The organism is Bacteroides sp. AM23-12, assembly GCF_003434395.1.
GTDB lineage: Bacteria > Bacteroidota > Bacteroidia > Bacteroidales > Bacteroidaceae > Bacteroides > Bacteroides thetaiotaomicron.
On sequence record NZ_QTLF01000002.1, the window covers coordinates 177,664 to 200,610 of the forward strand.

The 22,947-nt window shown below is 44.5% G+C and carries 17 protein-coding genes; 14 read left to right on the plus strand and 3 right to left on the minus strand.

Annotated elements, in window-relative coordinates; translation table 11 throughout:
* The first annotated feature begins 15 nt into the window (after positions 1 to 15).
* The 12 genes from DW640_RS02965 (at position 16) to rpiB (ending at position 17,246) form a co-directional block, all read left to right on the plus strand.
* Positions 16 to 1,941 carry an arabinan endo-1,5-alpha-L-arabinosidase gene (locus DW640_RS02965; protein WP_117577295.1) on the plus strand — a complete coding sequence of 642 codons (1,926 nt, stop codon included), beginning with the start codon at positions 16 to 18 and terminating at the stop codon, positions 1,939 to 1,941.
* Positions 1,942 to 2,455: 514 nt separating this feature from the next.
* Positions 2,456 to 3,595 carry an aldose epimerase family protein gene (locus DW640_RS02970; protein WP_117577297.1) on the plus strand — a complete coding sequence of 380 codons (1,140 nt, stop codon included), beginning with the start codon at positions 2,456 to 2,458 and terminating at the stop codon, positions 3,593 to 3,595.
* 25 nt (positions 3,596 to 3,620) lie between these two features.
* A complete protein-coding gene (locus tag DW640_RS02975; RefSeq protein ID WP_008766122.1) occupies positions 3,621 to 5,315 on the plus strand; it encodes a sodium:solute symporter in 1,695 nt (564 codons plus the stop codon).
* A gap of 21 nt (positions 5,316 to 5,336) precedes the next feature.
* Entirely contained in the window at positions 5,337 to 6,014 is a 678-nt protein-coding gene (locus tag DW640_RS02980) for an NUDIX domain-containing protein (protein ID WP_008760645.1), read from the plus strand.
* Between the two features lie 5 nt (positions 6,015 to 6,019).
* Positions 6,020 to 6,703, plus strand: a complete 684-nt coding sequence (locus DW640_RS02985) for an L-ribulose-5-phosphate 4-epimerase (RefSeq protein ID WP_008766123.1) — start codon at positions 6,020 to 6,022, stop codon at positions 6,701 to 6,703.
* 48 nt (positions 6,704 to 6,751) lie between these two features.
* Positions 6,752 to 7,102 carry a four helix bundle protein gene (locus tag DW640_RS02990; protein ID WP_016267883.1) on the plus strand — a complete coding sequence of 117 codons (351 nt, stop codon included), beginning with the start codon at positions 6,752 to 6,754 and terminating at the stop codon, positions 7,100 to 7,102.
* A gap of 80 nt (positions 7,103 to 7,182) precedes the next feature.
* Positions 7,183 to 8,712, plus strand: coding sequence for an L-arabinose isomerase (araA, locus tag DW640_RS02995; RefSeq protein ID WP_008760642.1), 1,530 nt, complete (start codon positions 7,183 to 7,185; stop codon positions 8,710 to 8,712).
* Between the two features lie 189 nt (positions 8,713 to 8,901).
* Positions 8,902 to 10,497 carry a xylulokinase gene (locus tag DW640_RS03000; RefSeq protein WP_117577299.1) on the plus strand — a complete coding sequence of 532 codons (1,596 nt, stop codon included), beginning with the start codon at positions 8,902 to 8,904 and terminating at the stop codon, positions 10,495 to 10,497.
* 106 nt (positions 10,498 to 10,603) lie between these two features.
* Complete coding sequence (locus tag DW640_RS03005; protein WP_117577402.1) at positions 10,604 to 13,012, plus strand: glycoside hydrolase family 127 protein; 2,409 nt, start codon at positions 10,604 to 10,606, stop codon at positions 13,010 to 13,012.
* 69 nt (positions 13,013 to 13,081) lie between these two features.
* The gene (locus tag DW640_RS03010) at positions 13,082 to 14,626 is read left to right on the plus strand and encodes an alpha-N-arabinofuranosidase (protein WP_117577301.1); all 1,545 of its coding nucleotides are present in this window, start codon (positions 13,082 to 13,084) and stop codon (positions 14,624 to 14,626) included.
* A 176-nt stretch (positions 14,627 to 14,802) separates the two neighbouring features.
* Positions 14,803 to 16,812 (plus strand): transketolase, encoded by a 2,010-nt coding sequence (locus DW640_RS03015; protein WP_008766126.1) that lies wholly within the window; start codon positions 14,803 to 14,805, stop codon positions 16,810 to 16,812.
* Positions 16,812 to 17,246, plus strand: coding sequence for a ribose 5-phosphate isomerase B (rpiB, locus tag DW640_RS03020; RefSeq protein WP_008766127.1), 435 nt, complete (start codon positions 16,812 to 16,814; stop codon positions 17,244 to 17,246). The genes DW640_RS03015 and rpiB overlap by 1 nt, the downstream gene beginning before the upstream one ends.
* A 189-nt stretch (positions 17,247 to 17,435) precedes the next feature.
* Here the strand turns inward: rpiB and DW640_RS03025 are convergent, their stop codons facing one another.
* Both DW640_RS03025 and DW640_RS03030 read right to left on the minus strand, forming a co-directional pair.
* A complete protein-coding gene (locus DW640_RS03025) occupies positions 17,436 to 18,146 on the minus strand; it encodes a hypothetical protein (RefSeq protein WP_008766128.1) in 711 nt (236 codons plus the stop codon).
* Between the two features lie 52 nt (positions 18,147 to 18,198).
* On the minus strand, positions 18,199 to 19,044 hold the full coding sequence (locus DW640_RS03030; protein WP_008766129.1) for a hypothetical protein: 846 nt from the start codon (positions 19,042 to 19,044) through the stop codon (positions 18,199 to 18,201).
* A 392-nt stretch (positions 19,045 to 19,436) separates the two neighbouring features.
* Between DW640_RS03030 and DW640_RS03035 the strand changes: the two genes are divergently transcribed.
* Positions 19,437 to 20,453: a uroporphyrinogen decarboxylase family protein gene (locus DW640_RS03035; RefSeq protein WP_074858555.1), complete on the plus strand. Its 1,017-nt coding sequence runs from the start codon at positions 19,437 to 19,439 to the stop codon at positions 20,451 to 20,453.
* Between the two features lie 28 nt (positions 20,454 to 20,481).
* A complete protein-coding gene (locus tag DW640_RS03040; RefSeq protein ID WP_117577303.1) occupies positions 20,482 to 21,255 on the plus strand; it encodes a vitamin B12 dependent-methionine synthase activation domain-containing protein in 774 nt (257 codons plus the stop codon).
* Positions 21,256 to 21,362: 107 nt separating this feature from the next.
* On the opposite strand, the gene DW640_RS03045 is transcribed toward DW640_RS03040, so the two are convergent.
* Positions 21,363 to 22,934 (minus strand): sodium:solute symporter, encoded by a 1,572-nt coding sequence (locus tag DW640_RS03045; protein ID WP_008766132.1) that lies wholly within the window; start codon positions 22,932 to 22,934, stop codon positions 21,363 to 21,365.
* Positions 22,935 to 22,947: the final 13 nt, after the last annotated feature.

Sequence of the window (22,947 nt, forward strand, 5' to 3'; positions counted from 1 at the left end):
AAGAAAGACTGAGATATGAAATACTTAAAAACCATCTATCTTCTACTCTGTTGCACGCTCGCCCTGGCAGCGTGCAGCGACGACGATGAAAACTCCGCATCCGGAGCTTTAAGCATCACAACGCCGGCATATACGAATGTGGGGTACAACAAAGCAACCTTATCCGCCAATATCAGCGGAACGGAAGGTGTGAATATCGTCAAACGGGGATTCTGCTACGCCACGGCATCCCATCCGGACATTTATGACACGACCTCCGAAGTCAGAGGATCGGAAATCAGTACGACCCTGACCGGCCTGACTCCACAAACGACGTATTACGTAAGAGCCTTTGTCACCCTTTACAACGAAGAGCCCAGATACTCGGAGGAAACTTCTTTCACGACTCCCGCCGAGACACTGAGCGATGAACTGGCAGCGTACGAAGCACCCACGTATGTAGACGACTACACAAGTTTCTCAGCCTGGAGCAACCGTTATGACTGGAACCTTGCCAACGTACACGACCCTACGGTAATGAAAGCCGATGACGGATATTACTATATGTATCAGACAGACGCTTCTTACGGCAACGCGCACAGCGGAAACGGACACTTCCACGCACGGCGTTCCAAAGACCTCGTAAACTGGGAGTATCTGGGAGCAACCATGAGTGAAACGCCCCCGACATGGATCAAAGAAAAGCTGAATGCCTACCGTCAGGAGATGGGACTGGAACCGATTGACAATCCGTCTTACGGATACTGGGCACCTGTTGCACGAAAAGTATCGAACGGAAAATACCGTATGTATTATTCCATCGTAATCACGAACTACATCCAAACCGGAAAACCGGAAATTGAGAACAACGGCAACTTTGACGGTTCATGGACCGAACGCGCGTTTATCGGACTGATGGAAACTTCCGATCCGGCAAGTAATATATGGGAAGACAAAGGATTCGTTGTCTGCTCTGCCAGCGATAAGGGAAAGACGGATTATGGGCGCAGCAGCATCAATGACTGGGAAGGGTATTTTAAAATCAATGCGATCGACCCTACTTATATAATAACGGAAAATGGCGAACACTGGCTGATCTATGGTTCATGGCACAGCGGTATCGCTGCCCTACAGGTAAATCCGGAAGACGGCAAGCCGCTGAATACTTTGGGAAATCCCTGGGACATCACAGGAGAAGACAATTCGGGTTATGGAAAGATAATCGCCACACGTGGCACCAGCCGCTGGCAGGCATCCGAAGGTCCCGAAGTGATCTATCGTGACGGTTATTACTATCTGTTCCTGGCTTACGGTTCACTGTCGGTAGAATACAATACACGTGTCTGCCGTTCCAGAAACATTGACGGCCCTTATGTAGACATACACGGAAATTCCGCTATGGGAAGCGCGCAACTATATCCGATACTGACTGCTCCTTACCGGTTCGACAACAGCTACGGCTGGGTAGGAATTTCCCATTGCGGCATCTTCGATGACGGAGCCGGCAACTGGTTCTATACTTCACAAGGACGTTTCCCTGTGAACGTAGGCGGCAATGAATACTCCAACGCCATCATGATGGGACATGTACGCAGCATCCGCTGGGATGCCAACGGCTGGCCTCTCGTTATGCCCGAACGTTACGGAGCCGTTCCGCAAGCGCCTATCACGGAAAATGAAATAGCCGGAGACTGGGAACATCTGGCATTGACCACCAGTACGGGCACCCAACGAACGTCCGAAACGATGACTTATGATCTCGGTACGCATAAGATAACTTCCGGCAGCTGGAAAAATGCTACATGGACATTTGATGCAGCGACTCAAACCATCACGACAAGCGCCGGAGTAGTACTCTATCTGCAACGTGAAGTCGACTGGGAAGCCAGTCCGCGGACACATACGATTGTGTATGCGGCCCAGGGTAATCAAAAGACATATTGGGGGAAGAAACTCCAATAACCCTCTATAGAAAAATAAATATGTGTTTTGCTGTCACCGTCACAAAGCAGAGCATAACTCGCTTATAATGAAGAAGTAAAGCAGTGACAGCAACTAGTGACAGCACTGTGATGGCAATTTTTGCTGTCACAGTGCTCTATATCTACCGGACTTTGCCGACAGGTCATGCGTAGGTCCATTCGTTTCCATATGCCGGAACCAACAGTTCCAAGCGGATGAAACTCTAGTTTCAAGCAGAGGAAACTTTAGTTTCAAACTGAAGAAACTTTAGTTTCAAGCTGGTGAAACTCTGGTTCCAAGCCCCAGAAACTATCCAGCTCTATATAGAAAGAGAAAATGCAATATAACGATCCCGCTCCGAAGACAGGAACATGCGATAGTTTTATACGTAACAGTAAAGTTCTTATCCTTTTATGTTGCACAACATATAAGAGTGTATTTGATACACCAAACAAAAGTGTTACTTTTACACCCAAAATAAGATAAGCATCTCATTTACATTAAAAATAAAACCATGAAAAAACATTTTCTAATTGCAGGAATTGCCGCGCTGATGCTTGCCGCGTGCAATAACAAGCCGGCTTCCGAGCTGACTTTATCCGGTCTTGACCCGGCAAAATTTCAAACAGAAGTGAACAATGCCCAAACAGCTCTTTATACCTTAAAGAATAAGGCGGGTATGGAAGTATGCATCACTAACTTCGGCGGACGCATCGTGTCCATCATGGTGCCCGACAAGAACGGCAAGATGCAGGATGTAGTTTTAGGTTTTGACAGCATTGCTGATTATATTAATGTACCCAGTGATTTCGGTGCTTCTATCGGCCGTTACGCCAACCGCATCAACCAAGGGCGTTTTGTACTGGACGGAGATACCATCCAACTGCCGCAAAACAACTTCGGCCACTGCCTGCACGGAGGCCCGAAAGGATGGCAATACCAAGTATACGAAGCCAATCTTATCGATCCGACAACACTGGAACTGACTCTTATCTCTTCGGACGGTGACGCGAATTTCCCCGGAAATGTGACTGCTAAAGTAACCTATCAACTGACAGATGACAACGCCATCGACATCAAGTACAGCGCTACTACCGACAAAAAGACAATCATCAACATGACCAACCACTCTTACTTCAATCTGGCTGGTGATCCATCAAAAACATCGACAGACAACATCATGTATGTAAATGCAGATTACTATACTCCGGTAGACAGCACCTTCATGACAACCGGCGAAATCGCTCCGGTCAAAGATACTCCGATGGACTTCACTACTCCGAAAGCGGTAGGCAAAGATATCAACAACTACGACTTCGTCCAACTCAAGAACGGCAACGGATATGATCACAACTGGGTGCTCAACACCAAAGGTGACATCTCGCAGGTAGCTGCCAGACTGACGTCTCCCGAAACCGGAATCACATTGGAAGTATATACCAACGAACCGGGTATTCAGGTATACACAGGTAACTTCCTCGACGGAACCGTAAGCGGAAAGAAAGGCATCGTTTACAACCAACGTGCTTCTGTCTGCCTCGAAACACAACACTACCCCGACAGCCCCAACAAAGCCGACTGGCCGTCCGTTGTGCTGGAACCGGGACAAACGTACAACAGCGAATGTATCTTTAAATTCTCGACAGAGAAATAATATTAACTTATAAATCAAATTTATTGTGGAAGCATTAGATTGGCTAGTAATTGGAGTCTTCTTTTTGGCTCTGATAGGTATTATTGTTTGGGTAGTCAGACAAAAACAAAATGACTCGGCAGATTATTTCTTAGGCGGACGTGACGCAACATGGCTTGCGATCGGTGCCTCTATCTTCGCATCAAACATCGGTTCGGAACACTTGATCGGACTGGCGGGAGCAGGAGCTTCAAGCGGTATGGCGATGGCTCACTGGGAAATTCAGGGATGGATGATCCTGATTCTGGGATGGGTATTCGTACCTTTCTATTCACGAAGCATGGTATACACGATGCCGGAATTTCTGGAACGCCGTTACAATCCTCAGTCACGTACCATCTTATCGGTCATCTCACTGGTAAGTTATGTATTGACCAAGGTAGCAGTGACAGTATATGCCGGCGGACTGGTATTCCAGCAAGTATTCGGCATCAAGGAACTCTGGGGAATCGACTTCTTCTGGATTGCCGCCATCGGACTGGTTGTTCTCACTGCACTATATACGATCTTCGGTGGTATGAAATCGGTACTTTATACTTCTGTACTTCAGACTCCGATTCTTCTGTTAGGCTCGTTGATTATCCTTGTGCTCGGTTTCAAAGAACTGGGAGGCTGGGACGAAATGATGAGAGTGTGCGGTGCTGTGACGGTAAACGATTATGGTGACACCATGACCAATCTGATCCGCAGCAACGATGATGCGAACTTCCCTTGGCTGGGTGCACTTATCGGTTCTGCCATTATCGGTTTCTGGTACTGGTGTACTGACCAGTTCATCGTACAACGTGTACTTTCCGGAAAGAATGAAAAAGAGGCTCGTCGCGGTACTATCTTCGGCGCTTACCTGAAGCTGTTGCCTGTATTCCTGTTCCTGATTCCGGGTATGATTGCTTTCGCATTACATCAGAAATATATCGGTGCCGGTGGCGAAGGTTTCCTCCCAATGCTTGCCAATGGTACTGCCAACGCTGACGCCGCCTTCCCTACTCTGGTAGCTAAATTGCTTCCTGCCGGTGTGAAAGGTCTGGTAGTATGCGGTATCCTCGCTGCCTTGATGAGTTCGCTGGCTTCACTGTTCAACTCATCTGCCATGTTGTTTACAATCGATTTCTACAAACGCTTCCGTCCGGAGACTCCGGAAAAGAAACTGGTGGGTATTGGTCAGATAGCAACTGTAGTGATCGTAATCCTCGGTATTCTCTGGATTCCTATCATGCGTAGCGTAGGTGATGTACTTTATACTTATTTGCAGGACGTTCAGTCTGTATTGGCTCCGGGTATTGCCGCTGCCTTCCTGCTGGGTATCTGCTGGAAACGTACTTCCGCACAAGGTGGTATGTGGGGATTGATCGCCGGTATGATCATCGGTCTGACTCGTCTGGGTGCCAAAGTATATTACAGCAACGCAGGTGAAGTGGCAGATTCTACCTTCAAATATTTGTTCTACGATATGAACTGGCTGTTCTTCTGCGGATGGATGTTCCTGTTCTGTATCATCGTAGTCATCGTAGTCAGCCTTGCCACGGAAGCTCCGACAGCTGAAAAGATTCAGGGACTGGTATTCGGTACGGCAACGAAAGAACAAAAAGCGGCTACCCGCGCAAGCTGGGATCACTGGGATATCATTCATACAGTAATCATCCTTGCTATCACAGGTGCCTTCTACTGGTATTTCTGGTAATTAAATAAATTCATTCAAACGATGAAAAACTATTATAGTTCGAATCCTACCTTCTATCTCGGTATCGACTGCATCATCTTCGGTTTTAATGAAGGCGAAATAAGCCTGCTGCTGCTGAAGAGAAACTTCGAACCGGCAATGGGCGAATGGTCACTGATGGGAGGATTCGTGCAAAAAGACGAAAGCGTGGACGACGCTGCCAAACGTGTACTGGCTGAACTTACAGGTTTGGAAAACGTATACATGGAACAGGTGGGAGCCTTCGGCGCCATCGACCGCGATCCGGGCGAAAGGGTAGTTTCGATTGCCTACTATGCGCTGATCAACATCAATGAGTACGACCGCGAACTGGTTCAGAAGCACAATGCTTACTGGGTAAACATCAACGAACTCCCCGCACTGATTTTCGACCATCCGGAGATGGTCGATAAAGCACGGGAGATGATGAAACAGAAAGCATCTGTCGAGCCTATCGGATTCAATCTGTTGCCGAAACTGTTCACACTGTCCCAACTGCAAAGTCTCTACGAAGCTATTTACGGCGAACCGATGGACAAACGGAATTTCCGCAAGCGTGTCGCAGAAATGGACTTTATCGAAAAGACGGATAAAATCGATAAACTGGGTTCCAAACGGGGTGCAGCCTTGTATAAATTCAACGGCAAAGCCTACCGCAAGGACCCGAAATTTAAATTATAATCAATATGCTGGAAGAACTGAAAGAAAAAGTATTTCATGCCAATCTCGAATTGGTAAAGCATGGATTAGTCATCTTTACATGGGGAAATGTTTCTGCCATCGACCGTGAAACGGAACTGGTAGTCATCAAACCCAGTGGAGTCAGTTATGATGATATGAAAGCGGAAGATATGGTAGTAGTGGACCTGGATGGCAAAGTCGTCGAAGGACGGCTGAAGCCATCCTCAGATACTCCTACTCACGTGGTACTCTACAAAGCATTCCCCGAAATCGGCGGAGTGGTGCATACCCACTCTACTTATGCTACCGCATGGGCGCAGGCCGGTTGTGATATTCCCAATATCGGGACAACTCACGCTGACTATTTCCATGATGCAATCCCCTGCACAGCGGATATGACGGAAGCTGAAGTAAAAGGTGCCTATGAACTGGAAACCGGAAACGTGATCGTAAAACGTTTCGAAGGCCTGAACCCTGTACATACACCGGGAGTATTGGTCAAGAATCATGGTCCTTTCTCTTGGGGAAAAGACGCACACGATGCCGTACACAATGCAGTAGTGATGGAACAAGTTGCCAAAATGGCAAGCATTGCTTATGCCGTGAATCCCAATTTAACAATGAACCCGCTGCTGGTAGAGAAACACTTCAGCCGCAAGCATGGTCCGAACGCTTACTACGGACAATAAAATAATTGACAATTGACAGTTGACAATTGACAATTAATGCGAGAGGACATGAAGGATAATGTAGTAAAAGATAAAAGTTTGGAGTTCGCTGTTCGGATTGTGAATTTATATAAGTTTTTAGTAAATGAACAAAAGGAGTTTGTGATGAGTAAGCAAATATTGCGATCCGGGACCAGTATTGGTGCCAATATTCGTGAGGCTGAGCAAGCACAAAGTCGGGCTGATTTTATTAATAAGCTGAATATAGCACTTAAGGAAGCGAACGAAACAGAGTATTGGCTGGAATTATTGATTAGAACAGAGTATATCACTCGGGAACAATATGAGAGCATCAATAATGACAGCACAGAAATAAACAAATTATTAATATCTATAATTAAAACAACAAAAAACAATTAATAATAACCCGCAATTGCCATTTGACTTTCGACATTCTCTCATTGTCAATTGTCAATTGTCAATTGTCAATTCAATAAATTATGAATAACGTATTTGATCAGTATGAAGTATGGTTCGTAACAGGAGCACAGCTCTTGTACGGAGGTGATGCAGTAATCGCAGTAGACGCACACTCTAACGAAATGGTTAACGGTCTGAATGAATCGGGCAAACTTCCTGTTAAAGTAGTATACAAAGGAACGGCCAACTCTTCTAAAGAGGTGGAAGCTGTATTCAAAGCAGCCAACAACGATGACAAATGTGTAGGCGTCATCACTTGGATGCATACTTTCTCTCCTGCTAAAATGTGGATTCATGGTCTGCAACAATTAAAGAAACCATTGCTGCACCTGCATACTCAATTCAACAAGGAAATTCCTTGGGATACAATGGATATGGACTTTATGAATCTGAACCAGTCAGCTCACGGCGACCGCGAGTTCGGACATATCTGTACCCGTATGCGCATCCGTCGCAAAGTAGTGGTAGGCTACTGGAAAGAAGAAGAAACATTGCATAAGATTGCTGTCTGGATGCGTGTTTGCGCAGGTTGGGCTGACTCTCAGGATATGCTGATCATCCGTTTCGGCGATCAGATGAATAATGTAGCCGTAACCGATGGTGACAAGGTAGAAGCAGAACAACGCATGGGCTATCATGTAGATTATTGCCCGGCAAGCGAGCTGATGGAATATCACAAAGATATCAAAAATGCTGATGTAGATGCTTTGGTAGCTACTTACTTCAATGATTACGATCACGACGCTTCTCTGGAAGACAAATCAACCGAAGCTTATCAGAAAGTATGGAATGCTGCCAAAGCCGAGCTTGCTCTCCGTGCTATCCTCAAAGCGAAAGGCGCCAAAGGATTCACTACCAACTTTGACGATCTGGGTCAGACTGACGGTAGCTATTTCGATCAGATTCCGGGACTGGCTTCTCAACGCCTGATGGCAGAAGGCTACGGATTCGGTGCTGAAGGTGACTGGAAATCGGCTGCTCTTTATCGTACTGTATGGGTAATGAATCAAGGACTTCCGAAAGGCTGTTCATTCCTCGAAGACTATACACTGAACTTTGATGGTGCCAACAGTTCTATCCTACAGTCACATATGTTGGAGATCTGTCCGCTTATCGCAGCTAACAAGCCTCGTCTGGAAGTACACTTCCTCGGCATAGGTATCCGTAAGAGCCAGACTGCCCGTCTTGTGTTCACTTCAAAGACAGGAACAGGCTGCACCGCAACTGTAGTGGATATGGGTAACCGTTTCCGTCTGATCGTAAACGATGTAGAATGTATCGAACCGAAACCACTTCCGAAATTGCCGGTTGCTTCCGCACTCTGGATTCCGATGCCTAACCTCGAAGTAGGCGCAGGCGCATGGATTCTGGCCGGTGGAACTCACCACTCTTGCTTCTCATACGACTTGACAGCAGAATACTGGGAAGATTATGCAGAAATCGCAGGCATCGAAATGGTACATATCAATAAAGATACGACTATCAGCTGCTTCAAGAAAGAACTGCGCATGAATGAAGTATATTATATGCTGAACAAAGCGCTTTGCTAAAAACCAATCACTGAGTCCACTTAAAAAAATCGGTACCATCTCCATTGGTACCGACTTTTTAGTCACACACAATATGGATACTGGCGACTTTTAATTCAACCCGAATTAAAGACACTTCCGCCTTTTGAAAGCAGACTCAGTTTTTGTTCTCCACACTTATTGTTATACCTTAAAATATCGGTTTCCAACATGAAATTAGATGCAAAATCAACCATCGAGACAGGTAAAGCTATCCTTGGCATAGAACTCGGTTCTACACGAATAAAAGCTGTTCTGATTGACCAGGAAAACAAACCTATCGCTCAAGGCAGCCACACATGGGAAAATCAACTGGTCAACGGACTTTGGACTTACAGCATTGATGCCATCTGGTCCGGACTGCAAGATTGCTACGCCGACCTCCGCTCCAACGTGAAGAAATTATACGACACAGAGCTCGAAACACTGGCAGCCATCGGTGTCAGCGCCATGATGCATGGTTACATGCCTTTCAATGAAAAAGAAGAAATCCTCGTGCCTTTCCGCACTTGGAGAAATACCAATACAGGCCGTGCTGCGGCAGAATTATCCGAATTATTTGTCTATAACATCCCTTTGAGATGGAGCATTTCTCATTTGTACCAGGCTATTCTGGACAACGAAGCGCACGTCAAAGACATCAAGTTCCTGACAACTCTTGCAGGTTATGTACATTGGCAGATAACAGGCGAAAAGGTGTTGGGCATTGGTGACGCATCGGGTATGCTCCCCATAGATCCGACTACCAACAACTATTCCGCCGAAATGGTGGCCAAATTCAACAATCTGATTGCTTCGAAAGAATACAGTTGGAAACTGGAAGACATTCTGCCCAAAGTATTGTCGGCTGGTGAAAATGCCGGTGTCCTCACACCGGAAGGCTGTAAAAAACTCGATGCATCCGGTCATCTGAAGGCAGGAATACCGGTCTGCCCACCGGAAGGAGACGCAGGCACCGGCATGGTAGCAACCAACGCCGTCAAACAACGCACCGGCAACGTATCGGCAGGTACTTCTTCTTTCTCTATGATCGTATTGGAAAAAGAGTTGTCAAAGCCATACGAAATGATCGACATGGTCACCACTCCCGACGGAAGCCTCGTAGCCATGGTACATTGCAACAACTGTACTTCGGATCTTAACGCATGGGTCAACCTGTTCAAAGAATACCAGGAACTTCTGGGTATACCTGTAGATATGGATGAACTCTATGGCAAACTTTATAACATTGCCCTTACCGGTGATGCCGATTGCGGTGGCCTCCTCTCCTACAACTACATATCAGGCGAACCCGTTACGGGACTTGCCGAGGGAAGACCTTTGTTCGTACGTTCGGCCAATGACAAGTTCAACCTTGCAAACTTTATGCGGGCTCATTTGTACGCTTCAGTCGGAGTTCTCAAGATTGGCAACGACATCCTGTTCAACGAAGAAAAGATCAAAGTCGACAGAATCACAGGTCACGGAGGATTGTTCAGAACCAAAGGAGTCGGTCAAAGAGTACTTGCAGCAGCCATCAACTCGCCCATATCTGTTATGGAAACAGCCGGTGAAGGCGGTGCATGGGGAATTGCCCTGCTGGGTTCTTACCTGGTAAACAATAAAAAGAGACAATCTCTTGCCGATTTCCTGGATGAAAGTGTATTTGTAAGCGATGCTGGTGTCGAGGTATCACCCACACCCGAAGATGTAGCCGGCTTCAACACATACATCGAAAACTACAAGGCAGGTTTGCCTATAGAAGAAGCTGCTGTCAAACTTAAATAATTGACAAATGACAGTTGACAATTGACAATTGGCTGCGCTATTATAACCTGCACAGTAATTGTCATTTGTCAATTGTCAATTGTCAATTCTATTTTATCCTATTATCATGAAAACCACCTCGTTCATACTTGCCCTTATTATATCCATCTCCATCGGAAAAGCCCAGACGAACCATCAGGTCTCTTACTTTTCCCTTCAAGATGTGAAGTTATTAAGCAGTCCTTTTCTGCAAGCTCAACAGACTGATTTACATTATATCTTAGCTCTCGACCCGGACAGATTATCAGCTCCTTTCCTTCGCGAAGCCGGACTGACACCCAAAGCCCCAAGCTATACCAACTGGGAGAATACAGGACTGGACGGTCACATCGGCGGACATTACCTTTCCGCACTTTCCATGATGTATGCCGCCACCGGAGATACGGCGATATACCACCGTCTCAACTATATGCTCAACGAACTACACCGTGCACAGCAAGCTGTCGGCACAGGATTTATCGGAGGAACACCCGGTAGCCTCCAACTTTGGAAAGAAATCAAAGCAGGTGACATTCGTGCCGGAGGCTTCAGCTTAAACGGCAAATGGGTACCCCTCTATAATATACACAAAACGTATGCCGGACTGCGGGACGCTTACCTGTATGTCCACAGCGATCTGGCACGTCAGATGCTGATTGATCTCACCGACTGGATGATTGATATTACTTCCGGTCTTAGCGACAACCAAATGCAGGATATGCTCCGCAGTGAACACGGCGGCTTAAATGAAACGTTTGCGGATGTAGCGGAAATAACAGGCGATAAGAAATACCTGAAACTGGCACGCCGTTTCTCTCATAAAGTCATTCTCGACCCGCTTATCAAAAACGAAGACAGGTTAAACGGAATGCATGCCAACACACAAATTCCTAAAGTAATCGGATACAAACGGGTAGCCGAAGTTTCAAAGAATGACAAAGACTGGAATCATGCAGCAGAATGGGATCATGCAGCCCGTTTTTTCTGGAATACCGTAGTCAATCACCGTTCCGTGTGTATCGGCGGGAACAGCGTACGCGAACATTTTCATCCATCGGACAACTTTACGTCTATGCTGAATGACGTTCAGGGACCGGAGACTTGCAATACTTACAACATGCTCCGGCTGACCAAAATGCTTTATCAGAACTCCGGAGACGTTGACAACTCCAACAAACCGGACCCACGTTATGTAGATTATTATGAACGTGCACTCTACAATCATATCCTGTCATCACAAGAACCGGATAAAGGCGGATTCGTCTACTTTACTCCGATGCGTCCCGGACATTATCGGGTATACTCGCAACCGGAAACATCGATGTGGTGCTGTGTCGGTTCAGGCTTGGAAAATCATACCAAGTATGGTGAATTTATTTATGCGCATCAACAAGATACGCTTTACGTCAATCTTTTTATTCCTTCACAACTGAACTGGAAAGAACAAGGCGTTACATTAACGCAGGAAACTCTCTTCCCCGATGATGAAAAAGTTACCTTACGAATAGACAAAGCCGCTAAGAAGAACCTGACATTAATGATTCGTATACCGGAATGGGCAGGAAACTCAGAAGGGTATGAAATCACCATCAACGGCAAGAAGCACCTTTCTGACATACAGGCGGGAACCAGTACATACCTTCCCCTCCGGCGTAAATGGAAGAAAGGAGATGTTATCACCTTCCATCTGCCTATGAAGGTCAGCCTGGAGCAGATTCCCGACAAGAAAGATTACTATGCTTTCTTATACGGTCCCATCGTTCTTGCAACTTCTACAGGAACAGAAAACCTTGACGGAATCTATGCAGACGACAGCCGCGGCGGTCACATTGCCCACGGCCGGCAAACACCTTTGCAGGAGGTCCCGATGCTGATCGGGAATCCCGATTCTATCCGCCATTCTCTTCACAAACTGAGCGGAAGCAAACTAGCTTTTAGTTATGATGGAAACGTTTATCCGGCACAAAAGAGTAAATCACTGGAGCTTATTCCGTTTTTCCGCCTGCATAATTCCCGTTATGCCGTTTACTTCCGCCAAGCCAGTGAAGAACAGTTCAAAACGATTCAGGAAGAAATGGCTACAGCCGAACGGAAAGCGACCGAACTGGCGAACCGGACAGTTGACCTGATCTTCCCCGGTGAACAGCAACCGGAATCTGATCATAGCATTCAATATGAAGCTTCCGAAACCGGAACCCACAAAGACCGTCATTTCCGCCGGGCTAAAGGTTGGTTCAGCTATAACCTGAAAATAAAAGAAGAAGCAAGCCAGCTTATGATCACCGTACGGCAAGAAGACCGTAACAAAGCAGTGATCCTGCTGAATAACGAAAAACTGACCGTTCATCCCACTGTGAGCAAAGCCGACAAAGACGGTTTTATCAGACTCTGTTATCTCCTGCCCCGTAAATTAAAAGTAGGAAGCTGCGAGATTCTTTTTAAGCCGGACGGAACAGAATGGACCTCTGCCGTTTATGAAGTACGCTTACTGAAGTAACCGTAAGAACAAGAGAATGATCATCGTAAAAATCAAACTTCTATATAATCATTTAAACAAATTCCATTTATGAAAGCAAAACTATTAGTCAGCACGGCCTTTCTGGCAGCCTCGGTATCTCTTTCTGCACAAAAGAGTGCTACCATCACTGTACATGCCGACCAAGGCAAAGAAATTATCCCGAAGGAAATCTACGGTCAATTTGCCGAACACCTGGGTTCATGTATCTACGGTGGTCTTTGGGTAGGCGAAAATTCGGATATTCCTAATATCAAAGGATACCGCACGGACGTATTTAATGCATTAAAAGACTTGTCTGTTCCTGTTCTCCGCTGGCCGGGCGGCTGCTTTGCAGACGAATATCACTGGATGGACGGTATCGGTCCCAAAGAAAACCGCCCGAAGATGGTGAACAACAACTGGGGAGGAACGATTGAAGACAACAGTTTCGGAACACACGAATTTCTGAACCTTTGCGAAATGCTGGGCTGCGAACCATATATAAGTGGAAACGTAGGCAGCGGCACGGTAGAAGAACTCGCCAAATGGGTGGAGTACATGACTTCCGACGGTGATTCTCCAATGGCAAATCTGCGTCGCAAGAATGGCCGAGACAAGGCATGGAAAGTAAAATATCTCGGTGTAGGAAATGAAAGCTGGGGATGCGGCGGCAGCATGCGTCCTGAATATTATGCCGATCTGTATCGCCGTTATTCTACTTATTGCCGTAACTATGACGGTAATCATCTGTTTAAGATAGCCAGTGGTGCCAGTGATTACGACTATAACTGGACGGATGTACTGATGAATCGTGTCGGTCACCGGATGCAAGGTCTATCCTTACACTACTATACAGTTACAGGATGGAGCGGCAGCAAAGGTGCGGCAACCAAATTCAACAAAGATGATTTTTACTGGACGATGGGCAAATGTCTTGAAGTGGAAGATGTCATCAAAAAACATTGCGCCATCATGGACAAATATGATAAAGACAAGAAGATTGCCCTTTTGCTTGACGAATGGGGCACTTGGTGGGACGAAGAACCAGGAACGGTCAGAGGTCATCTGTATCAGCAAAACACATTGCGTGATGCCTTCGTTGCTTCTTTAAGCCTCGATGTATTCCACAAATATACCGACCGTCTGAAAATGGCGAACATTGCTCAGATAGTCAACGTTCTGCAATCTATGATCCTGACTAAAGACAAAGATATGGTACTTACTCCTACTTATTATATATTTAAGATGTACAAAGTGCATCAGGATGCAACCTATCTTCCACTCGACCTGACTTGCGAGAAAATGAACGTACGCGATAACCGTACAGTTCCCATGGTCAGCGCAACAGCTTCTAAGAACAAGAACGGAGTGATCCATATTTCTCTCTCCAACGTAGATGCAAACAACGCACAGGAAATCACAGTCAATCTTCCGGACGTAAATGCCAAAAAGGCGATTGGAGAAATCCTGACTTCTGCTAATCTGACTGATTACAACTCTTTCGAAAAACCTAATATTGTAAAACCGGCTTCCTTCAAAGAGGTAAAAATCAATAAAGGAATTATGAAGGTAAAACTACCGGCTAAGTCAATTGTTACTTTAGAGTTACAGTAATCTAATAGTAAATACTTACTGTATTATAAACAAGAAGGCTGTTAAAAAGCCTACAAAAAAGATAGCTCTTTTGGATGGTTAATTACACATAAAGAGCTATCTTTGCCAACATTATGAGAAATATGCCAAGTAATTGGCACATTGACAGACTAGCAAATCTATTAATTATTAAAGATATGAACGATAATAAACTTATGAATCGTGCAGCGGATAACATCCGTATTCTTGCTGCTTCAATGGTTGAGAAAGCCAATTCCGGTCACCCGGGTGGCGCCATGGGTGGTGCTGACTTTGTAAATGTACTCTTCTCTGAGTTTCTAGTATACGATCCTGAAAATCCGCGTTGGGAAGGTCGTGACCGTTTCTTCCTTGATCCGGGTCATATGTCTCCGATGCTCTATTCTACATTGGCATTGACAGGTAAGTTCACTTTGGACGAACTAAAAGAATTTCGCCAATGGGGAAGCCCTACTCCGGGACATCCGGAAGTAGACATCATGCGTGGTATCGAAAATACTTCCGGTCCGCTGGGACAGGGACATACTTTCGCTGTAGGTGCCGCTATCGCAGCTAAATTCCTGAAAGCACGCTTCAATGAAGTAATGAATCAGACTATTTACGCATACATTTCCGATGGTGGTATTCAGGAAGAAATCTCTCAGGGTGCCGGACGCATTGCCGGTGCATTGGGACTGGACAACCTGATCATGTTCTACGACTCCAACGATATTCAGCTTTCTACAGAAACGAAAGATGTAACCGTTGAAGACACTGCCATGAAATATGAAGCATGGGGATGGAACGTACTCAGCATCAATGGTAATGATCCTGACGAAATCCGTGCAGCTATCAAAGAAGCTCAGACAGAAAAAGAGCGCCCGACTCTGATTATCGGTAAAACCGTTATGGGTAAAGGCGCACGCAAAGCAGACGGTAGCAGCTACGAAGCCAACTGTGCTACACACGGCGCTCCACTCGGTGGCGACGCCTATGTAAATACAATCAAGAATTTGGGTGGCGATCCTGTCAATCCGTTCGTGATTTTCCCGGAAGTAGCCGAACTGTATGCAAAGAGAGCAGCAGAATTAAAGAAAATCGTAGCTGAAAGATATGCAAAGAAGGCCAAATGGACCAAAGCCAATCCGGAACTGGCAGCTAAACTGGAAGCATTCTTCTCCGGCAAAGCTCCTAAAGTAGACTGGGCTGCCATCGAACAAAAAGCAGGTACTGCCACTCGTGCCGCTTCTGCAACTGTTCTGGGTGCTCTTGCAATGCAGGTAGAAAATATGATCGTTGCTTCTGCCGACCTTTCTAACTCTGACAAGACTGACGGTTTCCTGAAGAAAACTCATTCTTTCAAGAAGGGCGATTTCAGCGGTGCATTCTTCCAGGCCGGTGTATCTGAATTATCAATGGCTTGTATCTGTATCGGTATGTCACTTCACGGTGGTGTGATCGCTGCTTGCGGTACCTTCTTCGTATTCTCCGACTATATGAAACCTGCCGTACGTATGGCTGCTCTGATGGAACAGCCTGTGAAGTTCATCTGGACTCATGATGCATTCCGCGTAGGTGAAGACGGTCCTACTCATGAACCGGTAGAACAGGAAGCTCAAATCCGCCTGATGGAGAAACTGAAAAACCACAAGGGACACAACTCTATGTTGGTACTTCGTCCGGCTGATGCGGAAGAAACGACTATCGCATGGAAACTTGCCATGGAAAATATGTCTACTCCGACAGGTCTGATCTTCTCCCGTCAGAATATCGCTAACCTGCCTGCCGGAACTGATTACGAACAAGCAGCCAAGGGTGCTTATATCGTAGCCGGTTCAGACGAAAATCCGGATGTAATCCTGGTAGCTTCAGGTTCCGAAGTGTCTACTTTGGTAGCCGGTACAGAGTTGCTTCGCAAGGATGGCGTAAAAGTTCGTATCGTATCTGCACCATCAGAAGGTCTGTTCCGCAGCCAGTCTAAGGAATATCAGGAATCAGTTCTTCCGGCTGATGCCAAGATATTCGGTCTTACTGCCGGTTTGCCTGTCACTCTTCAAGGTCTGGTAGGTTGCCACGGCAAAGTATGGGGATTGGAATCTTTCGGTTTCTCTGCTCCTTACACAGTATTGGATGAAAAACTTGGATTTACTGCCGAGAACGTATATAATCAGGTAAAAGCAATGATTTAATGAAAACAATTGGATTAGCATGCGACCACGCCGGTTTTGAACTAAAAGAATATGTTCGCGGCTGGCTGGAAGTAAAAGGCTGGGCTTACAAAGATTTCGGAACCAACTCTGCCGCAAGCGTAGATTATCCGGACTATGCCCATCCGCTGGCCCTAGCAGTAGAATCGGGTGAATGTTATCCCGGTATTGCGATCTGCGGCAGCGGAAACGGAATCAACATGACTCTGAACAAGCATCAGGGAATACGTGCTGCTCTTTGCTGGAATGCAGAGATCGCACATCTGGCCCGTCAACATAATGACGCTAATATTCTCGTGATGCCGGGACGCTTCATCAGCACTGAGGAGGCGGACATGATATTGACAGAGTTCTTCTCAACACAGTTTGAGGGGGGACGCCATCAAAATCGTATTGATAAGATTCCGGTAAAATAATGCCTGAAAATCTATAAAAATAAGGTGGAATATTTAATAAATATCCCACCTTATTTTTAAAACATGAGGCTCAAGGAATATATAACCATAGTCTTTGTCTTCATTTTCCTTCTATATCTTTCTCAAGTTAAAGCCATCTACTATAACACATCTGTTGAAGAAGATTGCTATATACACTTATGACTAAGTTTACCATTGAACAATGTAATAAGACAATCCTATTTCCAAAGAGGGAACAATTAAATGAAATTTTTCACGAGGGCGTATAGACAATTCACCTATACTGGTATTTTTGTGAAGTCCTTTAATTTTAGCATACAAACAATTCACACCCAACCTAATTCCCAAGCGGGAGTCAAAAGCATATTCATAAGCAATCCCCATATTGCCTCCCACTGTCGAACATGTTGTATTATAATTCTCCAACTGCGATATTGTTCCCTTACTTCTATAATTAACATATCCAATACCAGCACTCACATACATAATCCCATCCAAAAATCCAGCCTGCCGTTTAATAAAAGAAATCTGCGGAGCTACATAATAGAACGATTTTTTTTCATTGATTCCCGATGATAGCACTCCATCATGTTTCTTTGTACCATTACTATAGTCATAATAAAACAATCCACATCCTATATTACTGTAAGGGGTATAAGTCATCAATTGTATTGAAGAAACAAAAGGAACATCATTTTTATTATTTCCTATATACCAAGAGCTGCTTCCATTTTTTTGTATACCAGTAAAACCAATCCCTAACCCGACATCCAAGATATATACTCGTTTATATGACTCGTTATTAGTTGAAACATTCAGTGAATCTTTCTGAGCATACAAAGAGTTGATACTGAACATCAAAGATATTAATCCCACTAGCAGGCATTTGTTTTGTTTCATAATAAGTGTGTTTAATAAAAAGAGAAAAAACGAAAGCTCCCTTAATCAATCATCATTTTGTTTCAACCCACAAAAATTTGCTATTTTCAGCAATAGCTATCATAGTTTTTAATCGAGAAACAGCTGATACATCTAAAGATGAAGCATCAATTTGGGCATATACTTGTTTAGTATAATCACGAACAGTTGATTTATCATCCATATTCACTAAACCATTAATATAACTCTCTACAAGCTGAAATTCAGATACTCGCTGAGGAAATTCTTGCTTCATTAAATTCATCAGTTGATCAACAGAAGTACTTTTCTTAACCAGATCCATTATTTCCAGCAATCTTGTCTGAAGCAACAGGGGCATTTCTTCTGTATATCCATAACTTTTCAATTTTTTGTTAGTAGAATTATATAAATAATAATTAGAAAAAGTACCATTAGCTATTACGGGATCTTCCCTCATCATATTATATATTGTCTTATTATGATCATTTCCAATTATTTCATAAGGTCTTAACGGAGCATCGTATACCTTCCAATTTGAACTCAAATGCCACCAATTTCTAGGAAGATCATCATCTGAAGCCGCACAAATAAGTGAGAATACAACAGCCGTAATCAAGCCACCTCTAGGTGTTAAACCTTTATTTACTCCCCAACCATAACCCCAAGCATCTCCTACAAGAAAACGCTTTATTCGATTCCAAAAGGGACCACGAGTCTGTATTTTATTAGCATTCAAGGTTTCTATAAAGTCTATTAACTCTTGAATTTCAACATCTTGTGTTTTTTCTTGATTTTGTTGTGTATTTATAACAACATCATTTGAGTTTGAACAAGAATAAAAACAATTCATTACAAGTAGTAATGAGACACAAAATACAATTTGCTTAATCGTCTTCATAATTTCAATTTTTAAAGTAGGTACTATTAAAGAATTACATTGCATCATTTTTCTATTTGCCATTATACCAAAAGAGAACTATATGATACTAATTTAACACCAAATATATTCGTTATTTTTGTAACGTCCAACTTATTATCGCATAAAGTGTAATAATTTCATCCTCTCCAGTACATTATCCGCCGAGATATTTTATATAATATGCCATTAAGATCAATGAAATGTTCAGTCTAAAATCCTTCACTTACGTTGATTCTAGTGCGTAAAATATCATAGATACAATTATGACACATAGTTTTTTATAATAATCATCTATTTTTTATGCAAACTTCAAGATTACAAAAGAACAATAATATCGTCTTACTATATGACGAAGTTAAAAAACAGAAGTTATGGGTAAACTGAATATGAAAGACTGGATCGGTCAGACGATCCTAAATAAAAAGGTCATTTCCATTCCTATCATGACACATCCGGGCATCGAGCTTATCGGAAAGACGGTTCATGATGCAGTAACGAACGGACAGGTGCATTATGAAGCAATCAAAGCGCTCTGCGACAAATATCCTGCTGCTGCCGCAACGGTTATCATGGATTTAACGGTAGAGGCGGAAGCATTCGGAGCCGAAATTATATTTCCGGAGAATGAAGTACCAAGCGTATCCGGTCGTTTGCTTGCAGACGAAGCTGCCATTGATGCCTTGGAAATACCAGCACTGAATAAAGGAAGGATCGCGCAATATCTCAAAGCGAATATGCTGACTGCAAAGAATATCACAGACCGTCCGGTGCTGGCTGGTTGTATCGGTCCTTATTCATTAGCGGGACGCTTGTATGATATGTCCGAAATCATGATGCTGATTTATATCAATCCCGAAGCAGCCAACACTTTGCTCCACAAATGTACCGATTTCATTATTCGATACTGCATGGCCCTGAAAGCGACCGGAGTGAATGGAGTGGTAATGGCGGAACCTGCTGCCGGATTATTATCCAATGAAGATTGCCTGCAGTATTCTTCTGTATTCGTAAAAGAAATAGTTGAGAAGGTTCAGGATGATCATTTCACCGTTGTACTTCATAATTGCGGGAATACAGGAAATTGCACCCAGGCTATGGTATATACGGGTGCGGCAGCCTATCATTTCGGAAATAAAATCAACATGGAAGAAGCATTGAAAGAAGTTCCTGCCGATGCTCTTGCGATGGGTAATCTTGATCCGGTCAGTCTTTTCAAGATGTCGAGTCCGGAGGAAATGAAAAAAGCGACTCTACAGTTATTGGAAGCCACTGCCGCATATCCGAACTTCGTTCTGTCGAGCGGTTGCGATATACCGCCATATACGCCATTAGCTAATATAAATGCTTTTTATACAGCATTGGAAGAGTTCAATGAAACTCGAAATTAGGCTGTCATTCAGATAATGTCAATTAATAATGATTGAGCAAGAACTCACTTATCAAGACTTACGAATCCCATCGTCCGAAATTTATGAAGCAATGGGATACAAAGATTCTATACCGGATCAGATGGTAATAGATGAGACTAATACGTTGCTAAAACGGGTTATTCCCCTGCTTCGCCCTCGGTTCGCATTCTTCTTTATGGAAGGTACACTTGATATCGAAAAAGAGACTCTTAGCGTACAAAGCATCCATCCACCCACTGTCAATCCTATACAAGACACCATTCCCACACGGAGCCCTGAGCAAAACACTTTTTCTACACAAAGTAAAAGTACCGTTTTCTCTGTTGGTAAAACCATCGCCCGTCAATTAAGAGGATCGGAAGCGTTTGCCTTTTTTGCAGCTACTGCCGGAACTGAGTTTGAGGTATTTCAGCATACGTTGCAACAAGAAGGAGATATGGTCAAAATATACATAGCAGACTCGTTAGGGAGTATTATTGCAGAAAAGACGGCTGATTGCATGGAAGTCGCTTTGGCTGAATATATACGGGAGAAGAACTGGAAACATACCAACCGATACAGTCCAGGATACTGTGGATGGCACGTTTCGGAACAACAAAAACTGTTCCCATTGTTCCCCATAGCTGCTCCCGGTGGCATCCGGTTGACAGATTCCAGCCTCATGGTCCCCATCAAATCAGTTAGTGGTGTTATCGGAACAGGCACTAATGTCCGCAAGCTTGAATACACTTGCGGACTGTGCACCTATGAAAACTGTTATCGCAAAAGAAAACACAGATAAATTTGCGATTGGGGGCTGACTAAAAGTCGGTAGTACCACCATTCTCCTCCTTCGGGAAGGAGGAGACTTAAGATACTATCGACTTTTTAGTCAGCTTTATATCTTCTTTAATGGCCATTAAAGAAGATATAAAGCCCTATCATAGTTACGATAAGCAACCCCCATAAGATAAGTACAATGCGGGCAGGCTTTTCTTCGATCTTCTCCATATTCAATATTGCCGTCTGAGGAGTCTTATCCAATAGACCGACAACTACCATCCCTATCCCGATAATAACGAACAGATAGAAGGATAATAACATAAAATGAGGCCATGCAGAATATTGATCCGCAGGAAATACCCATAGATACAATACACCTACTCCTATACTGAATACCGTCCCCACTGTCAGGGCAGCGTTAGCAGCCAACGTAGTCGTACGCTTCCAGAAAACGCCAAAAAGGAAAACTGCCGCCATAGGAGGTGCAATGAATCCCAATACAGACTGGAAAACATTGAATAAATTCAGTCCGTGAATGCTGTCAATGGCAATCGTTATGATTACCGATATCAGAGCACCGGCTACCGTCACCACTTGTCCGACCCGGATGATCTCCTTCTGCTTCGCCTGCGGGCGAATCTTCTTCACATAAATATCCATTGTAAACACGGTACTCAAAGCATTCAATGCCGATCCGATAGTACTGACAAGCGCGGCAGTCAACACAGCCAACACCAGCCCCACCATCCCGACAGGAAACAAATGGGTTACCATCGTCATATACGCCTCATCGGGATTCTCCAACTGCGGAAACAAGGCCAGACAGATGATACCCGGAAGAATATAAAGAGGAACATCCAGTATTTTGAGCCATCCGGTAAAGTTCGTTCCCAACTGTCCTTCTTTCAGACTTTTGGCTGCCAACACAGGCTGTACCATCGACTGATCCGTACACCAGAACCATACTCCCATCACAGGATATCCCAAAATAATCGGCAACCAAGGGAAAGCGGTATCATCATTCGGTCTGAACAGATTCCAGAAGTCTGCCGGAACGGCATCTGTCAGAGCCGATATACCACCAACTTTATAGATTCCTACAATAGCCAACGCAGCCGAAACAAGAATCAACAGGATCATCTGATAAACATTCGTGTAGGCAACCGCTTTCAATCCTCCGAGCATCGTAAAGAATGCGGATATGATCAGCAATATCAAAGCGGACTGCCACATCGGTATATCGAATACCTGACGAATCAGAACGCCACCCGCAAACAATGTCAATGCTAGCCAGGAAATCAAGATTGTAACAATCGTATACCATGCCAAGATATTACGGGTAGACTGTCCGAACCGCTTTCCCATAAACTCCGGCAAGGTGGAAACACGAGAACCCAAGTAACGGGGAGCGAAAACAAAAGCAAGCAGGCATATAAAAACGAAGGCATACCAGGCATAATTGCCCGAAACGATGCCGGTAGTAAATCCGGCGCTGGCAGAAGCTATCAACATAGACGGCCCCACATTAGTCCCCCACATGGAGAATCCGATGTGGTGCCATCTCAAAGAATGTTCCGCCAAAAAGAGACTGCTCCCCTTCTTTCGTTTGGAACTTGCCCATATACCAATGGCGATAAGAATCAGAAAATAGGCAATCAGAATGCCCCAATCCAGTGTGTCTAAGAATTTCGCGTGCATAATTCAAGTATTA

Coding starts and splice junctions, on each gene's coding strand:
- DW640_RS02970 (WP_117577297.1), top strand. CDS start 2,456: ATGAAAAAACATTTTCTAATTGCAGGAATTGCCGCGCTGATGCTTGCC.
- DW640_RS02990 (WP_016267883.1), top strand. CDS start 6,752: ATGAAGGATAATGTAGTAAAAGATAAAAGTTTGGAGTTCGCTGTTCGG.
- DW640_RS02965 (WP_117577295.1), top strand. CDS start 16: ATGAAATACTTAAAAACCATCTATCTTCTACTCTGTTGCACGCTCGCC.
- DW640_RS03040 (WP_117577303.1), top strand. CDS start 20,482: ATGATTGAGCAAGAACTCACTTATCAAGACTTACGAATCCCATCGTCC.
- DW640_RS03010 (WP_117577301.1), top strand. CDS start 13,082: ATGAAAGCAAAACTATTAGTCAGCACGGCCTTTCTGGCAGCCTCGGTA.
- DW640_RS03015 (WP_008766126.1), top strand. CDS start 14,803: ATGAACGATAATAAACTTATGAATCGTGCAGCGGATAACATCCGTATT.
- DW640_RS03005 (WP_117577402.1), top strand. CDS start 10,604: ATGAAAACCACCTCGTTCATACTTGCCCTTATTATATCCATCTCCATC.
- araA (WP_008760642.1), top strand. CDS start 7,183: ATGAATAACGTATTTGATCAGTATGAAGTATGGTTCGTAACAGGAGCA.
- DW640_RS03000 (WP_117577299.1), top strand. CDS start 8,902: ATGAAATTAGATGCAAAATCAACCATCGAGACAGGTAAAGCTATCCTT.
- DW640_RS03025 (WP_008766128.1), bottom strand. CDS start 18,146: ATGAAACAAAACAAATGCCTGCTAGTGGGATTAATATCTTTGATGTTC.
- DW640_RS03035 (WP_074858555.1), top strand. CDS start 19,437: ATGGGTAAACTGAATATGAAAGACTGGATCGGTCAGACGATCCTAAAT.
- DW640_RS02985 (WP_008766123.1), top strand. CDS start 6,020: ATGCTGGAAGAACTGAAAGAAAAAGTATTTCATGCCAATCTCGAATTG.
- rpiB (WP_008766127.1), top strand. CDS start 16,812: ATGAAAACAATTGGATTAGCATGCGACCACGCCGGTTTTGAACTAAAA.
- DW640_RS03030 (WP_008766129.1), bottom strand. CDS start 19,044: ATGAAGACGATTAAGCAAATTGTATTTTGTGTCTCATTACTACTTGTA.
- DW640_RS03045 (WP_008766132.1), bottom strand. CDS start 22,934: ATGCACGCGAAATTCTTAGACACACTGGATTGGGGCATTCTGATTGCC.
- DW640_RS02980 (WP_008760645.1), top strand. CDS start 5,337: ATGAAAAACTATTATAGTTCGAATCCTACCTTCTATCTCGGTATCGAC.